This window comes from Sphingomonas sp. OTU376 (assembly GCF_038440415.1).
In the GTDB taxonomy this organism is placed as follows: domain Bacteria; phylum Pseudomonadota; class Alphaproteobacteria; order Sphingomonadales; family Sphingomonadaceae; genus Sphingomonas; species Sphingomonas kyeonggiensis_A.
Genome location: NZ_JASATQ010000008.1, coordinates 31437 through 45024, shown reverse-complemented (window position 1 = coordinate 45024; position 13588 = coordinate 31437). Strand labels below are relative to the sequence as shown.

Here is a 13588-nt window from a genome sequence, read left to right as displayed (position 1 = left end):
GTCAAGCGCTAGGTCGCGGTGCTGTCCACCACCGCATGGCTGCCTTCCTCGCTGCCCTTCAGCTTGCCGCCGAACAGCATCCTGGCGAAGCCGCCCAGCGACATGTCGGCTTCCCACAGCTCGGCGCTGTCGATGTCGAAGCGGAGCAGGGCAAGGTTGGGATCGTCCTTGCGGCCGGGAAACCAGGCCTCGACATGCTTGTTCCACAGCTTGTCGATCTGGGCGAAATCATTGTCGATGCGGATATCGCCATCGAGGCAGGCGAAATAGTCATGCCCCTTGGCGACGAAATGCACCATCGCGCGGCCACCAGGCGCGAGGCGATTGTCCTTCGCCGCGAAGAAGAACAGCGTGTCGACCTGGTCGGCATCGAGTTGCGCGGTGAGCGGGATATGGTGCTGCGGGCTGTCGACAAGGCCGGCCATCACGAAGGGGCTGGATGCCATTTTCGACCAGAGATGCTGCTTGAGTTCGGCGATGTCGGCCATGAGTCTCTCCCGATGCTGTGATGTGCGGGGAGAACGGGCGGCCGGGCTCAGGCGTTCCCATAGGCGGCGGCCGCGCCGATCAGCTCGAGGTCGTTGCGGTTGACCAGCACCACCGGCACTTCGGAGATCTGGCGGCGGAAGGCGGCCTTGCCTTCCATCCGGCGGCGGAAGGCGGGGTCCATCAGATGCGGGTGCAGCGCGCGGCTGATCGCGCCGGTGAGGTAGATGCCGTCCCAGGCCCCGAAGGCGAGGGCGAGATCGCCGGCGAAGCTGCCGAGATGCTCGACAAACATGCGCACCACGGCGGCGGCGACGGCATCGCGGGCGGTGTTGCGGGTGACTTCCTCGGGCGAGGCGGGCTTGGCGCCGCCCGACAGCGCCTCATAGGCGAGGCAGAGGCCCGGCGCGGAGATCAGCGTCTCGACATCGAGCGCATGGCCACGCAGCCGGCAGAACTCGGCGAACTTGCGCTCGTCCGCGGTCTGCGGGGCGAAGGCGATATGGCCAGCCTCGCTCTGCACCGGGATCAGCCGATCACCCGTGGTGACCAGCGCGGCGACGCCGAGCCCGGTGCCGGTGCCGATCACGACATAGTTGCCGCCGGGCGCAACGGGGCGGGGCGGCGGACCGTGCAGCGCGGTGAAGGCACTTGCCGGCAGGGTGGTGAGCGCCAGCGCGTTGGCGGCGCATTCATTGAGCGCGCGGGGCGGCGCGCGCAGCACCGCCTCGACCCCTGATAGCGAGATGTACCAGCGGCTGCCGGTGAGATTGATGAGGTCGCCGCGCGCCGCACCGGCTACGGCGAGGACGCTGGGCAGGCGGGCATCCTGCAGCCCGAGGGCGCTCAGATAGGATACCAGCGCGCTGGTGAAAGTGGGATGCTCGCTCGTGGAAAAGCGACGGATGTCGCGCGGCGTGAACCCCGCATCGCCTCCTGTCAGCCCGAAACGCACCGATTGGCGGCCGATATCGGCCACCAACGCCAAGCCTTCGCTCATGGCGTACCCCTTACCCCTCCTTTTGCCGGCCGCGCTTTGCGTGGTCCGAGAGCTGTTATCGCTAACACTTGTTACTGAAACAACAAGTGGGTCGCGATTGGCAGCGTTGTCAGGGAAGGTGCGCGAAGTTGCGCGGCCGCGCAAGCGGGTTTGTTACACCGCGCGTTACAGTGGGGCGAGCGGCGCTGAGACGGACCTCCTCTGTCGGCGCAGACGCATCCATTCCGGGCCAGTCTCGCGGCACGCCCTTGCTCTGGAGGTAGGTTCGGGGTGGCGGCAATCCCGCTGCCGCATCCATGGAGGTGGCATTATGAGTCTTGCAGACTTGTGCCTGATCCTTGCCGCGTTGTTCGCGTTCGCGACCTTGATCCTCAAGGTCGTGGAAGTGGCACGCTCCAAGTAAGCACGACGGAAGGGGTCTGGCCTGGCAGCCGGACCCCGAACGATTTGGGCCCCGGTTGCTGGCACAACCGAGGCCCATATCAATGGGGCGAGCCCCATGAGTCTTGCCAAGCCACCATAGCAGCGCAGGCGTCAATTTTCAATGTTGTGCAGTTACAGCACCTCGAACAAGCCGGCAGCGCCCATGCCGCCGCCGATGCACATCGTGACGACGACATATTTGGCGCCCCGGCGCTTGCCTTCGATCAGCGCGTGGCCGGTCATGCGGGCGCCCGACATGCCATAGGGGTGACCGATCGAGATCGCGCCGCCGTTCACGTTGAGCAGTTCGTTCGGGATGCCGAGCTGGTCCTGACAATAGAGCACCTGCACCGCGAAAGCCTCGTTCAGCTCCCACAGGCCGATATCGTCCATCTTGAGGTTGTAGCGCTCGAGCAGCTTCGGGATCGCATAGACCGGGCCGATGCCCATCTCGTCCGGCTTGGTACCGGCAACGGCCATGCCGACATAGCGGCCCAGCGGCTGCAGGCCGCGCTTCTCGGCGAGCTTCTCTTCCATCAGCACCGAGGCCGAGGAGCCGTCCGACAGCTGCGAGGCGTTGCCGGCGGTCACGGTGCCGTTCGGCAGCACCGGGTTGAGCGACTGCAGGCCTTCCAGCGTGGTATCGGCGCGGTTGCCCTCGTCCTTGGTGAGGGTGACTTCCTTCTGGGAGACTTCCTTGGTCTCCTTGTTGACGACGTTCATCGTCGCGGTGACCGGCACGATCTCGTCATCGAACTTGCCCGCGGCCTGGGCGGCGGCGGTGCGCTGCTGCGACTGGAGCGCATAGGCATCGCAGCGATCGCGACCGATGCCGTAGCGCGCGGCGACGACCTCGGCGGTCTGCAGCATGGGCATGTAGATGTCGCCGTGCATCGCGAGCAGCTCGCGATCGGGCTCGAGGCGCATGGCCGGCGTCTGCACAAGGCTGATCGACTCGACGCCGCCGCCGATGGCGATGTCCATATTGTCGACGATGATCTCCTTGGCGGCGGTTGCGATCGCCATCAGGCCCGAGGCGCACTGGCGATCGACCGACATGCCGGCGACCGAGACCGGCAGGCCGGCGCGGAGCAGGGCGGTGCGGGCGATGTTGCCGGCCTGGCTGCCCTGCTGGAGCGCGGCGCCGAACACGACGTCCTGCACTTCGGCCGGATCGATGCCGGCGCGCTCGACCGCGGCCTTGATCGAATGGGCGCCGAGCGTCGGCGCCGGCAGGGCATTGAACGCACCGCGATAGGCGCGGCCGATGCCGGTACGGGCAGTGGAGACGATGACTGCGGAGCGAGACATGGGTTTTCCTTCTCTTGGACCTTAGACGTAGACGAGCGCGATCCACTCGGCGATCAGGGCGGGCTTCTCCTCGCCTTCGATCTCGAGGGTATATTCCTGGACCTGCTCCCAGACGCCGGGCTTGCGCTCGGTGAACTTGAGCAGCTTGAACCGGCCGCGGACGCGCTTGCCCGAGCGGACCGGCTGCATGAAACGGACTTTGTTGCCGCCATAGTTGACGCCCATCTTCACGCCCTCGATCGACGGCGTATCGGTGCGGGCGGCGAGCATCGGCATCAGCGAGAGCGACAGGAAGCCGTGGGCGATCGTGCCGCCGAACGGAGTCTGCGCGGCGCGGACGGGATCGACATGGATGAACTGGTGGTCGCCGGTCGCCTCGGCGAACTGGTCGATCATCGTCTGGGTGACTTCCACCCAGTCCGAAACGCGCTCGGTACCGATGCTTTCGGCCATCTGCTGCACGGTGATCGTCGCCAAGGAAGCGGTCCTCTCGCCTGTTCTCGGCACCATCTAGTGGCGGGGTGGGGGCTCCCGCAAGCCTCACCCGACCGGAAATTTGAAAGCCACGACTGACGTAGCGTCCGTCGTGGCTTGATTGGGGTTAGCGTGCAGGGCGATGGCAAACCCGATATTCGAAAACGGCGTTTTCGAGTCGGTCAGGCGATGCCTTCCGGATGCTCCGGATAGGGCAGGATGAACTTTCCGTCGGGCCCGGCGGTGTAGCTGGTCTGGGTCGGGTAGGGGATCGAGATGCCCTCCGCCGCGAACTTGCGCAGGATCGCGAAGATGATCTTGTCGCGCACCGCCTGGGCATGCGGCACGTCGTCGCCCGCAACGTCGAACTCGATCACGAAGTCGATCGAGCTGGCGCCGAACCCTTCGGTGCTGGCGCGCGACAGGGTGCCGCCGGCCTGCTCGACGATCTCCCTGAACATTGCCGGGAGCGCCTCGAGCTTCTCGACCGGGGTCTCATAGGCGACGCCGATCGGCAGCTTGGTGCGGGTGTGGTGGCGCAGCGAGAGGTTCTCGATCAGCTTGTCGAGCAGCTGCTTGTTCGAGAAGACGAGCTCCTCGCCGATGAACGAGCGGATGCGCGTGCTCATCAGGCCGATCGAGACGACGGTGCCGCTGTTGCGATCGAAGCGGATCTTGTCGCCGACGCGGAAGGGGCGGTCGAAGAGGATGGTCAGCGCGGCGAAGAGATTGGCGAAGATGCCCTGCGCCGCGAGACCGATGGCGATGCCGCCGACGCCGAGACCGGCGATCAGGCCGGTGACGTTCACGCCCAGATTGCCGAGCACCATCACCGCGGCGATCGCGAACAGCACCACGGTGATCAGGATTCGGATGATGCCGAGGGCGCTGGCCAAGCCCGAGCCGTGGTAATTGTCGGCGCTGGTCTTGTGCTCGATCGCGCCGAAGATCAGCTCGCGCAGCCAGATCGCGCACTGGAAGGCGGCCGAGATGGTGAAGAGGAACTCCACCGTGCTCTCGACCATCTGCGGCGGGTTGGCATAGCCGGTGACCAGCCGGATCGAGGCCATCAGGATGAAGAAATTGCCGGTCTTGGCGATCGCCCGGCCGATGATCGCATACCAGTTGGCGACGCCCTCGCCCTTCTTGCACAGGCGCGCGCCCCAGCCCTTGATCGCATGGAGCAGGAAGAACACCGCGATGGCGACGCCCGCGGCGATCAGGATCTGGAGCCAGTGCGATTGCGCCCAGGTCCAGCTGTCATTGGCGAAGGTCTCGGCCTGAATCTGAAGGTCCTCGCTCTGTGGGAAACCGGCGGCGTTGCGATTGGTCGATGTCGTCATGCAGCTTTCTTGGGTTGGCAGGCGGAAATGCCCTCCAGAAGGGCGATCAGTCCGCGTTCGTAACGATTGAGCCAGCGCGTGGCACGCGGCAAGTGGAGATCGGCGCGCCAGCAGGCCTGGGCCTCGCGATCCTTGGCGAGATCGATCAGTGCCGGGTGGACATAGGATTTGCGGGCGATGGCGGGGGTGTTGCCTAGCGCTTCGGTCACCGGCTCGAGCATCGCCTTGAGGCCGAGATGGCCGTCCGCTTCCGCAAGCGCACGGAAGGCGAGGACGCTGGCGCCCCAGGTGCGGAAATGCTTGGCGGTGAAGTCCTCGTGCGTCGCCCCGCGGATATAGGCGTTGACGTCGGTCGAGGTGACCGGATGCGCTTCGCCCGCATCGTCGAGCCAGCGGAACAGGTGCTGGCCGGGCAGGTCCTGGCAGCGCTTGACGAAGCGGCTGAGTGACCCGTCGGTGATCGTCAGCACGCGCAGCTTGCCCGACTTGGCGCGGAACTGGAGGCGGAGCGTCTGGCCCTTCACGACCGCATGGCGCTTGCGCAGCGTGGTGGCGCCGAAGCTCTTGTTGGCCTGGACATATTGCTCGTTGCCGACGCGGATGCTGCCGAGGTCGAGCAGGCGGACGACGGCGGCGACGGCCTTTTCCTTGCACAGGCCGCGCAGCTTCAGATCGTGCTCCACCTTCGCGCGAAGCCGGGCCAGATGCTCGCCGAAATCGGCGCAGCGGTCATACTTCGCCGCTTCCTGGGCCTCGCGGAAGGCGAGGTGGTAGCGATATTGCTTGCGGCCCTTATCGTCATAGCCGGTCGCCTGGATATGGCCGCGCGGATCGGGGCAGTACCAGGCGTTTACATAGGCGGGCGGCAGGCCGATCGCGTTCAGGCGGTCGATCGCCTCGCGGTCCTTGATGCGCTGGCCCGCGGCATCCCAATAGCCCCAGCCGTGCCGCACCTTGCGGCGGGTGATGCCGGGCTGCTGGTCATCGACATAAACGATATCGGTACTGGGTAACCCGTCGGGCATGGGGCCTCCTCGCAATGCCCCGGTCAATGCGCGGCTTGTCGCTTCGTTCCGGAACCCGGCGGCGAGCGGCCGGTTCAGCGGGAGCAACCGAGGAGCCCTGCCATGACCGATCTCTCTCATGTTCGCGTGCTGATGATGGCCACCAACGGCTTCGAGCAGGACGAGCTGATGCTGCCCCGCCAGGCGCTGATCGATGCCGGCGCGCAGGTGACGCTGGCGGCGCTCGATACCGATCCGATCACCGGCGAGAAGGGCGGTGAGAAGGGCCAGAGCATCACGCCGGATACCACCGTCGACGAGGTCGATACCGAGAATTACGATGCGCTGGTGCTCCCCGGCGGAGTGGCCAATCCCGACAAGCTCAGGATGAGCGAGCGGGCGGTGGAGATCGTCGGCGAATTCATGGACGACGAGAAGATCGTCGCCGCGATCTGCCACGGACCGTGGCTGCTGGTCGAGGCGGATGTGGTCGAGGGGCGGGAGGTGACCAGCTGGCCCTCGATCCGCACCGACCTGGAAAATGCCGGGGCCGAGGTGATCGATCAGGAAGTGGTGGTCGATGAGAACCTGATCACCAGCCGCAAGCCGGACGATATCCCGGCCTTCAACCGTGCGGTGATTGCTGCGCTGGAGAAGGTACCGTTCGCAGTCTGATGCCGTTCACCCAGCGCTGGGCCGGCCGCTCGACCAGGTGATAGAGCGCGATCGAGGCGAGCAGGACGAGCAGCAGGAAGCCGCCGACCAGCGACCATGGCACGGCGTGTTCGTCCTGCACGAACGCCAGCTTGAAGGCGAACCACAGGAGATAGTGGGAGAGGTAGGTCGCGTAGCTGATCTCGCCGAGATAATGGAGCGGGGCGATCTCGAGCGGGTTGCCGGGTTTCGCCGCGGTGAGTGCGAGGGCGAGCAGCAGCGCCGCGAAGGTGGCAGGTGCCATAAAGGCCTCGGGCAGGCCTAGCGCCCATCCGCCGGCAAAGGCAAAAGCGAGGGCGAAGCTACCGAGCGCGGGCAGGCGCCATTGCCCGCGCCAGCGCAGCCAGAGCGCGGCGACGGCCGTACCGCAAGCGAACTCCAGCACGCAACGGATCAGGCCAAGGCTTGGGATACGCTGGCCGAGTGCGACGGCGCCGCTGCCGGCGAAGATCAGGTGGAGCAGCGCGAGCAGGACGGCGATGGCGGCGATCACGCCCCAGCTCGGCACGCGGCGCCAGTCCACGGCCAGCGCGAGAAACGGGAAGAGCAGATAGGCGGCGAGCTCGCAGGAGATCGACCAGGCAGGATCGTTCCAGGTGAGATGGCCGGTGAAGCCCCAGTTCTGGAGCAGCAGGACATGGAGCGGCAGCTCGTGCCAGGGGAACTGGTCGCTGCCCCGGCCGGTAAGCTGGAGCGCCAGGGCGACCGCCACCGCGAAGCCGAGCATGAACAGGTGGAGGGGCCACACCCTGGCGACCCGGCGCTGGAGAAAGTCCGGCACCGAGGCAAGTCCGCCGCTGCGGACACGCTCGTTCCAGGTCATCCAGATCACGAAGCCCGAGAGCAGGAAGAAGAAATCGACGGCGAGATAGCCTCGTCCCAGCAGGGGCGGAAACGGATAGGGCAGGTCGGCCATCGCCGTGCGGATGTGGAAGAGCACCACCATCCAGGCCGCGATACCGCGGACGCTGGTGAGCGCCTTCAGCTCGGGACCCTTCATGCCAGTGCCGGCCTCGCCTTGCGCAACGGCCGCCAGGCGGACTCCTCGCGCTTGCGGGCCATATAGGTATCGAGGCCGATCTGGGCGCCGATCAGCATGTAGACAAAGGGCTGGAAGGCGATCGCGATGAAGGTGGCGCCGAGCATGTAGACGATATGCGCGGTCTGGAGTGCCGAAGCCAGTGGGGCGACCCATTCCTGGCCGGGCTCGGGCTTCTTGTAGCGCTGGCGCAGCACTTCCATGCGGAAGATGCCGAGGATGTTGATGAGCAGCCAGATGGCGAGGCCGGGATAGCCCTGCTCGCCGAGCATCTCGAAATAGGCGCTGTGATAGGCGCGGGCGCTGTCGACCTCGAGGCTGCGATCGACCGTGGTCTGGCCGGTGCCGTCATTCTCGGTCGCCACCTTCTCGTAGCGAATCTTGTTCTGGCGATAGGCCTCGAACCCGCCACCCATCGGGTGGGTCTTGGCGTAGTCCATCGTCCACTGCCACACGGCGAGGCGGGTGGAAGCGGAAGCATCGGCCTTGTAGGTCTTGATCGTGCCCATCCGCTCGGTGAACGAGCTGGGCAGGAACGGAATGGCGGCAAGGCCGAGGCAGCCGAGCGCGGTGAGGTACACCAGCTTGCGCTTGGCATCGCGGATCATCAGCAGCGCGACCAGGCCGATGCAGAGCAGGCCGGTGCGCGTCGAGGTGCCGACCGGGATCAGCAGGCAGGCGAAGATCAGCGCGAGGCAGAAGCTCTTCACCTTCCAGTCGGGCTTGAAGATCGTGCCGAAGCGCATGAACCAGACGATCAGCGGGATGATCGCGATCGCCACGGTCGAGATGGTCGAGCCCTCGTACAGGCCCGAATTGTTGGCGACCATCAGGTTCAGCTCGCCATAGCCGCCGCCCGAGCCGAGCGTCTTGATGCCGCCGACGATGATGATCGACGAGGCGGAGAGGACCATGAACAGGAGCAGGCTCTCGATGCGCAGCTTGGTCCGCAAGGTGAGCGGCAGGAAGGCGGCGAAGGCGAGCGCCTTCCAAACCCAGTCCCATTTATCGAGCGCCTCGACTTTGAAGTCGGCATTTTTCGTCGTGTAGAAGCAATAGGCGAGCAGGATGACGATCAGCAGCTGGCGCGGCGCGACGCGGACGTCCTTCTTGTCGTCCATCGCCAGCCAGCCGAGCACCGACAGCCCCACCGCGATCAGCGAGATCGGGATCGAGTTGAGCAGGAGATAGGTCAGCCGCTGCGGCGAGACGATATCGATATAGGCGTAGACCAGCACGAAGATGAACGGCTTGCGGAAGCCCATCCCGAAAAAGGCCAGCAGGAAGGCGACGAAGACGAGATCACGCACCGGGCTTGCCCCATCGGCTGGGCTTGACCTTGGAGGCTTCGTCGGAGGGGCCGGGCTCGTGATCGAGATCGGGCCGGCGCAGCAGCAGGAAGGCCGCGAGCAGCATCAGCCCGTGCGAGATCGCGAGCGATAGATTGTCGATCATGGGCCCGTTGCCGCTCCTGCTTACCGGGCCGGTGTAGCGCGATGCGGTTGACGCGGCGTTAAGTGCTCCTGTGGCAAGGGAGCGGGCATGCGGATTCTCCACATCCTCGATCACGGCCTGCCGCTGCACAGCGGCTACACGTTCCGCACGCGGGCGATCCTGAAGGCGCAGATGGCGCGCGGCTGGGAAGTCGCCGCGGTGACGAGCCCGCGCCACGGCAAGTTCGACACCGATGAGGAGACGATCGACGGTATCCGCTTCTACCGGACGCCGCGGGTCAATTCCGGGCCGCCGGTGATCGGCGAGCTGCGCGAGGTCTCTGCCTTTGCGAAGCGGATCGAGGCGGTGGCGCGGCAGTGGCAGCCGGACGTGCTCCATGCCCATTAGCCGGTGCTGGGCGCAATGGCGGCGCAGCGGGTGGCGAACCGGCTCGGCCTGCCGCTGATCTACGAGATCCGCGCCTTCTGGGAAGATGCCGCCGTAGGCAATGGCACCGGCACCGAGGGCAGCTGGAAATACCGGGCGACGCGCTGGCTCGAGACGCGGGCGGTGCGCAAGGCCAATGCGGTCGCGGTGATCTGCGAAGGGCTGAAGAACGATCTGCTGTCGCGCGGCGGGATCGATGCGGGCAAGATCATGATCTCGCCCAATGGCGTCGACCTGGGCCTGTTCGGCGAGCCTTTGCCCCATGACACGGCGCTTGCGAAGGAGCTGGGGATCGAGGGCGCCGAGACGATCGGCTTTATCGGCAGCTTCTATGATTATGAGGGGCTGGACGGCCTGATCGAGGCGATGCCCGCGCTGGTGGCACTGCGGCCGAAGATGCACCTGGTGCTTGTCGGCGGCGGGCCGTGCGACGCGGCGCTGATGGCGCAGGCGGCGGCATCGCCGGTGGCGGACCGTATCCATTTCGTCGGCCGGGTGCCGCACCAGCAGGTCGAGCGCTATTACAGCGTGATCGACGTGCTGGTGTATCCGCGCAAGCATATGCGCCTCACCGACCTGGTGACGCCGCTCAAGCCCCTGGAGGCCATGGCGCAGCGCCGGCTGGTTGCTGCTTCCGATGTGGGCGGGCACCGGGAGCTGATTCGGGACGGCGATACCGGGACCTTGTTCAAGCCCGACGATCCCGCGGCACTTGCCGACTCGGTCGCAAAACTGTTCGGCGCGCGTGAGGGGTGGGATTCACGACGCGAACGGGGCCGGGCCTTTGTCGAGACCGAACGGAGCTGGGCGATCAATGTCGGGCGTTATGACTCCGTTTACCAAAGACTCGCCAAGATCGGGGCCATGGAAGACTCGTGGTCGCACACGTCCGTGGTGAGCGCATGAACCTGCCGCTGGCGCCCTTGATCGCCGCGGTCGCGGGTGGACTCGCTGCGCTCGGCGTGGCGATGATCCCCGTGCCCGCGCTCGAGGCGCTGGTGATGGACTCCGGTCTCCCCTCGATTCTTGCCGCGGCCGAGCCGCCGCTGGGCCTGACCGCCCGGCTGGCGGTGGCGCTGGGTGCGGGCGCGTTCGTCGGCGCCTTCATGTGGCTTTCCGCCTTCATCCTGCTCGGCTCGCGCGGGCTGACCATCGGCGGCGAGGCCGAGCCGGTCGACTCGGCCGAAGTACCGGTCCCGGTGCTGCGCCGGGCCGATGCGCATCCCGATGCGCCGCCGCGCCCGCCGCTGCTCGCGACCCGCGACCTGGGCAAGCCGTTCCTCGAGATCCGCGCCGGCGCACCCGCCGGGCCTGCCGAGCCCGAGGACGAGCATGTCGATTTCGACGTGATCTTCCCGCCGCGCCCGATCAGCGCGCCGACGCCGACCGTGGTGCCTGCCGTGGCGCCGGAGCCGGTGGCCCAGGCCGCGGAAGTTTACGAACTGCACACTACGTCGGCCCCTGAACCGGCTCCCGAGCCCATCGCCGCATCCGCGCCGCAGCCGCTGGTCGAGCAGGACATGCCGATCGATTTCGACCAGCCGCTCTCGGCCTTCGATCCGCAGGCGATCCCGGCCGTGCCCAAGCCCGCGCCGGTGCCGCTGGCGCCGCTACGCCGCACGCCGCGCCCCTCGGTATTCGATGCCAGCGAGCGGTTCGAGATCTTCGAGCTGACCCCGCCGGTGCGCGCGCACGTGCCGCCGCCGCTGCCCGAGGCGCCCGAGCCGGTGGCCATGCCGCCGCGTGAGCGGATCGTCCGGCCGGAGACCGATGCCTCGGTCCATGCCCTGCTCGAGCGGCTCGAGCGCGGCGTTGCCGACAAGCGGATCGCGCCGACCTCGCGCGCGGAAGCGAAGCAGCAGGAGCGCGGGCTGGAAGAGGCGCTGGTCACCCTGCGCAACCTGGCGCGGCGGACGGCCTGATTTCCCAGGCCGTCATTCCCGCGAAAGCGGGAATCCATTCTTCCTGAAAGTCGGAAAAGAGCCGCACCCGCAGCGGCAATGGATCCCCGCCTGCGCGGGAATGACGGGAGAGGGCGAAGGGGCGAACCTACCGCCCTTCCTCCACCGTCAGCACCTCGAGCGACACCGTCACCCGATCCGCCGCGCGGCGGACATGCTCGACCGCGAGATCGGCGACCAGATGCCCGCGCAGGCGCAGTTCCGCCTCGGGCAGGCGCGCGATCCAGGCGTCGAGCGCAGGCGAGGGCGGGGCGGCCAGCTTGAGCAAGTGGCGCGCGCCGGTGAAGGTGGCGCTGGCCCAGCGGTTCCAGTCCGATTCGACCAGGGACACCGGGCAGCCCGCAGCTTCCGCCTGCGCCTCCAGCGCGCGGCGGAGCAGCGTTTCCGCATCGGGGCCGCGGCTCATGGACGGAGCCCCTGCTGGCGCTGGGCCTGCTGCGCGGCGAGGAACGCCTCGATCCGCGCGCTGATCCGCGGGCCGAGCTCGCGGCCGCGACGCAGGTCGTGGACCAGCCGCGGATCGCGCACCGAAAGCCGGCCGAATTTGGTGGGCGGCATGTCCGTCGCCCGGAGGAATTTCTCGATCTTGCGATGCACCGACATGCACTGGTCTCCCATCCGATTCGCTCAAGATCGTTCCTAATTTGTTCTCTATTTCCTACTTGTCTAGGAAAAATCCTAGATGTATTGCGCCACTATGGATCCGGATGCGCAACGAGCCGCGCTGGAGGCGCTGATCGCGGAGCAGGGGGCGAACCTCTCCGAGCTCTCGCGGCTGCTTGGGCGCAACCTGGCCTATCTCCAGCAATATCTGGTGCGCGGCACACCGCGGCTGCTGGCCGAGGCGGACCGATCGCTGCTGGCGCGCTATTTCGGGGTGCCCGAGGCGCGGCTGGGAGGGCCGGAGCCGGAGGGAATGGTCGAGGTGGCGCGGCTTGATGTCGGCGCCTCGGCCGGGCCCGGCGGGCTGGTCGACGGCGAGGCGCGGCGGCGGCCGGACCAGTTCAGCCCGGCGCTGCTGCGCGAACTGGGCGTGCGAGCCGAAGCGGCTTCGGTGATCCGGGTGAAGGGCGATTCGATGGCGCCGACGCTGGCGGACGGCGACCGCATCCTGGTCGACCGCGATCGGCGGCGGGTGGAAGGGCGCGGCGGGGTGTTCGTGATCCGGCTCGACGGCGAACTGATGGTCAAGCGGCTGCGGGTGAGCGTCGGCGGGATCGAGGTGATCTCGGACAATCCGGATTGGGGCGACCGGGTGGTGCCGGCGCGGGCGGTGGAGATTGTGGGGCGGGTCGCCTGGCTGGGGCGGGCGGTTTAGGCGGCGGCGCCTTGATATGCTTTCCCCGGCCTTCGCCGGGAAAAGGAAAGCAGCTGACCTTACCGCCCCACGCGCACGCGATCGACGACCCATATCGCGATCAGCAGCGCCAGCCCTACGCCGAGCCCGATCACGAAGCCGAACGAGGCCTCGCCCTTAGCGATGCCGGCGAACACGCCGACGAGCAGGCTGAGCGCGAGCAGGAAGCCGCCGGCCATCGGCGTCTTGGAAGGGGTCTTGGTCATGCGGTCCTGTCTGCCACGTCCCGGGCCGGGACGCTACCTGTGCCATGCCGGGGCACGCGGCACGGCGATTCCGGGATGGTTACCGCGAATTGACTCTCGTGTGGCGCGGAAACTGTTGAATCGCAGGAAGTTGGCACGCGTCGTGAGTCTCTCGCGCGCATGGATATGATGCCCTATCTCGGTGATCGCCGCGAAATCGCCGACGCCAATGAACTCATTGCCTGCTTCGGCGAGCGTGCCGGCAGCGAGGCAGCCGCGCGTGCCGATCGCAGCCGCGACCTTGGCAACCACATCCACTTCTGTCGCTGGCGCCAGATCGAGCGGCTGATCGTGCTGATGTCGGTGGGCAGGGCCGTGGGGACGGTGCACTGATTTCCTTCCCCTCCCTG

At 67.0% G+C, this 13588-nt stretch carries 16 protein-coding genes and 1 pseudogene; 5 read left to right on the top strand and 12 right to left on the bottom strand.

Annotated features, from left to right (window positions below; translation table 11 throughout):
* Window positions 1–8: 8 nt before the first annotated feature.
* The 6 genes from AAHM44_RS05495 to AAHM44_RS05470 all read right to left on the bottom strand — a co-directional run bounded on the left by AAHM44_RS05495 (window position 9) and on the right by AAHM44_RS05470 (window position 6062).
* The gene (locus AAHM44_RS05495) at window positions 9–488 is read right to left on the bottom strand and encodes a pyridoxamine 5'-phosphate oxidase family protein (RefSeq protein WP_342249302.1); all 480 of its coding nucleotides are present in this window, start codon (window positions 486–488) and stop codon (window positions 9–11) included.
* A 47-nt stretch (window positions 489–535) separates the two neighbouring features.
* Window positions 536–1486: a glucokinase gene (locus tag AAHM44_RS05490; protein WP_269572630.1), complete on the bottom strand. Its 951-nt coding sequence runs from the start codon at window positions 1484–1486 to the stop codon at window positions 536–538.
* A 555-nt stretch (window positions 1487–2041) separates the two neighbouring features.
* On the bottom strand, window positions 2042–3220 hold the full coding sequence (locus AAHM44_RS05485) for an acetyl-CoA C-acyltransferase (protein ID WP_184168929.1): 1179 nt from the start codon (window positions 3218–3220) through the stop codon (window positions 2042–2044).
* A 21-nt stretch (window positions 3221–3241) separates the two neighbouring features.
* Complete coding sequence (locus AAHM44_RS05480) at window positions 3242–3673, bottom strand: MaoC family dehydratase (protein ID WP_184169284.1); 432 nt, start codon at window positions 3671–3673, stop codon at window positions 3242–3244.
* 203 nt (window positions 3674–3876) lie between these two features.
* Window positions 3877–5037: a mechanosensitive ion channel family protein gene (locus AAHM44_RS05475; RefSeq protein ID WP_342249301.1), complete on the bottom strand. Its 1161-nt coding sequence runs from the start codon at window positions 5035–5037 to the stop codon at window positions 3877–3879.
* Window positions 5034–6062, bottom strand: coding sequence for a DNA topoisomerase IB (locus AAHM44_RS05470; protein ID WP_342249300.1), 1029 nt, complete (start codon window positions 6060–6062; stop codon window positions 5034–5036). The genes AAHM44_RS05475 and AAHM44_RS05470 overlap by 4 nt, the downstream gene beginning before the upstream one ends.
* Window positions 6063–6164: 102 nt before the next feature.
* Between AAHM44_RS05470 and AAHM44_RS05465 the strand changes: the two genes are divergently transcribed.
* Window positions 6165–6716, top strand: a complete 552-nt coding sequence (locus AAHM44_RS05465) for a type 1 glutamine amidotransferase domain-containing protein (protein WP_184168926.1) — start codon at window positions 6165–6167, stop codon at window positions 6714–6716.
* On the opposite strand, the gene AAHM44_RS05460 is transcribed toward AAHM44_RS05465, so the two are convergent.
* From AAHM44_RS05460 to AAHM44_RS05450, 3 genes are read right to left on the bottom strand one after another with little or no spacing between them, the layout of a single operon-like run.
* Entirely contained in the window at window positions 6667–7755 is a 1089-nt protein-coding gene (locus tag AAHM44_RS05460) for an acyltransferase family protein (protein WP_342249299.1), read from the bottom strand. The two genes, AAHM44_RS05465 and AAHM44_RS05460, sit on opposite strands and share 50 nt — an antisense overlap.
* The gene (locus tag AAHM44_RS05455; RefSeq protein WP_342249298.1) at window positions 7752–9104 is read right to left on the bottom strand and encodes a putative O-glycosylation ligase, exosortase A system-associated; all 1353 of its coding nucleotides are present in this window, start codon (window positions 9102–9104) and stop codon (window positions 7752–7754) included. Before AAHM44_RS05455 ends, AAHM44_RS05460 begins: the two co-directional genes overlap by 4 nt.
* Window positions 9097–9249 (bottom strand): hypothetical protein, encoded by a 153-nt coding sequence (locus AAHM44_RS05450; protein ID WP_184168923.1) that lies wholly within the window; start codon window positions 9247–9249, stop codon window positions 9097–9099. The genes AAHM44_RS05455 and AAHM44_RS05450 overlap by 8 nt, the downstream gene beginning before the upstream one ends.
* A gap of 87 nt (window positions 9250–9336) precedes the next feature.
* On the opposite strand from AAHM44_RS05450, the pseudogene AAHM44_RS05445 reads away from it, so the two are divergent.
* Window positions 9337–10581: pseudogene (locus AAHM44_RS05445) on the top strand (TIGR04063 family PEP-CTERM/XrtA system glycosyltransferase).
* Window positions 10551–11597: a hypothetical protein gene (locus AAHM44_RS05440; RefSeq protein WP_342249337.1), complete on the top strand. Its 1047-nt coding sequence runs from the start codon at window positions 10551–10553 to the stop codon at window positions 11595–11597. Before AAHM44_RS05445 ends, AAHM44_RS05440 begins: the two are co-directional and overlap by 31 nt.
* Before the next feature lie 127 nt (window positions 11598–11724).
* Here the strand turns inward: AAHM44_RS05440 and AAHM44_RS05435 are convergent, their stop codons facing one another.
* Both AAHM44_RS05435 and AAHM44_RS05430 read right to left on the bottom strand, forming a co-directional pair.
* Window positions 11725–12042, bottom strand: a complete 318-nt coding sequence (locus AAHM44_RS05435) for a hypothetical protein (protein ID WP_342249297.1) — start codon at window positions 12040–12042, stop codon at window positions 11725–11727.
* Window positions 12039–12239: a hypothetical protein gene (locus AAHM44_RS05430; protein WP_269572622.1), complete on the bottom strand. Its 201-nt coding sequence runs from the start codon at window positions 12237–12239 to the stop codon at window positions 12039–12041. Before AAHM44_RS05430 ends, AAHM44_RS05435 begins: the two co-directional genes overlap by 4 nt.
* A gap of 94 nt (window positions 12240–12333) precedes the next feature.
* Between AAHM44_RS05430 and AAHM44_RS05425 the strand changes: the two genes are divergently transcribed.
* Window positions 12334–12954 (top strand): S24 family peptidase, encoded by a 621-nt coding sequence (locus AAHM44_RS05425; RefSeq protein ID WP_342249296.1) that lies wholly within the window; start codon window positions 12334–12336, stop codon window positions 12952–12954.
* Between the two features lie 59 nt (window positions 12955–13013).
* Here AAHM44_RS05425 and AAHM44_RS05420 read toward each other — a convergent pair whose 3' ends face one another.
* Window positions 13014–13199 (bottom strand): hypothetical protein, encoded by a 186-nt coding sequence (locus tag AAHM44_RS05420; RefSeq protein WP_269572621.1) that lies wholly within the window; start codon window positions 13197–13199, stop codon window positions 13014–13016.
* A 159-nt stretch (window positions 13200–13358) separates the two neighbouring features.
* On the opposite strand from AAHM44_RS05420, the gene AAHM44_RS05415 reads away from it, so the two are divergent.
* The gene (locus AAHM44_RS05415) at window positions 13359–13571 is read left to right on the top strand and encodes a hypothetical protein (RefSeq protein ID WP_269572620.1); all 213 of its coding nucleotides are present in this window, start codon (window positions 13359–13361) and stop codon (window positions 13569–13571) included.
* The last annotated feature ends 17 nt before the right edge of the window (window positions 13572–13588 follow it).

What these genes read in the sequence shown, in the direction of transcription:
- AAHM44_RS05425 (WP_342249296.1), top strand. Translation starts at nt 12,334, where the DNA reads ATGGATCCGGATGCGCAACGAGCCGCGCTGGAGGCGCTGATCGCGGAG.
- AAHM44_RS05490 (WP_269572630.1), bottom strand. Translation starts at nt 1,486, where the DNA reads ATGAGCGAAGGCTTGGCGTTGGTGGCCGATATCGGCCGCCAATCGGTG.
- AAHM44_RS05485 (WP_184168929.1), bottom strand. Translation starts at nt 3,220, where the DNA reads ATGTCTCGCTCCGCAGTCATCGTCTCCACTGCCCGTACCGGCATCGGC.
- AAHM44_RS05465 (WP_184168926.1), top strand. Translation starts at nt 6,165, where the DNA reads ATGACCGATCTCTCTCATGTTCGCGTGCTGATGATGGCCACCAACGGC.
- AAHM44_RS05470 (WP_342249300.1), bottom strand. Translation starts at nt 6,062, where the DNA reads ATGCCCGACGGGTTACCCAGTACCGATATCGTTTATGTCGATGACCAG.
- AAHM44_RS05415 (WP_269572620.1), top strand. Translation starts at nt 13,359, where the DNA reads ATGGATATGATGCCCTATCTCGGTGATCGCCGCGAAATCGCCGACGCC.
- AAHM44_RS05460 (WP_342249299.1), bottom strand. Translation starts at nt 7,755, where the DNA reads ATGAAGGGTCCCGAGCTGAAGGCGCTCACCAGCGTCCGCGGTATCGCG.
- AAHM44_RS05450 (WP_184168923.1), bottom strand. Translation starts at nt 9,249, where the DNA reads ATGATCGACAATCTATCGCTCGCGATCTCGCACGGGCTGATGCTGCTC.
- AAHM44_RS05430 (WP_269572622.1), bottom strand. Translation starts at nt 12,239, where the DNA reads ATGTCGGTGCATCGCAAGATCGAGAAATTCCTCCGGGCGACGGACATG.
- AAHM44_RS05480 (WP_184169284.1), bottom strand. Translation starts at nt 3,673, where the DNA reads ATGGCCGAAAGCATCGGTACCGAGCGCGTTTCGGACTGGGTGGAAGTC.
- AAHM44_RS05475 (WP_342249301.1), bottom strand. Translation starts at nt 5,037, where the DNA reads ATGACGACATCGACCAATCGCAACGCCGCCGGTTTCCCACAGAGCGAG.
- AAHM44_RS05435 (WP_342249297.1), bottom strand. Translation starts at nt 12,042, where the DNA reads ATGAGCCGCGGCCCCGATGCGGAAACGCTGCTCCGCCGCGCGCTGGAG.
- AAHM44_RS05420 (WP_269572621.1), bottom strand. Translation starts at nt 13,199, where the DNA reads ATGACCAAGACCCCTTCCAAGACGCCGATGGCCGGCGGCTTCCTGCTC.
- AAHM44_RS05495 (WP_342249302.1), bottom strand. Translation starts at nt 488, where the DNA reads ATGGCCGACATCGCCGAACTCAAGCAGCATCTCTGGTCGAAAATGGCA.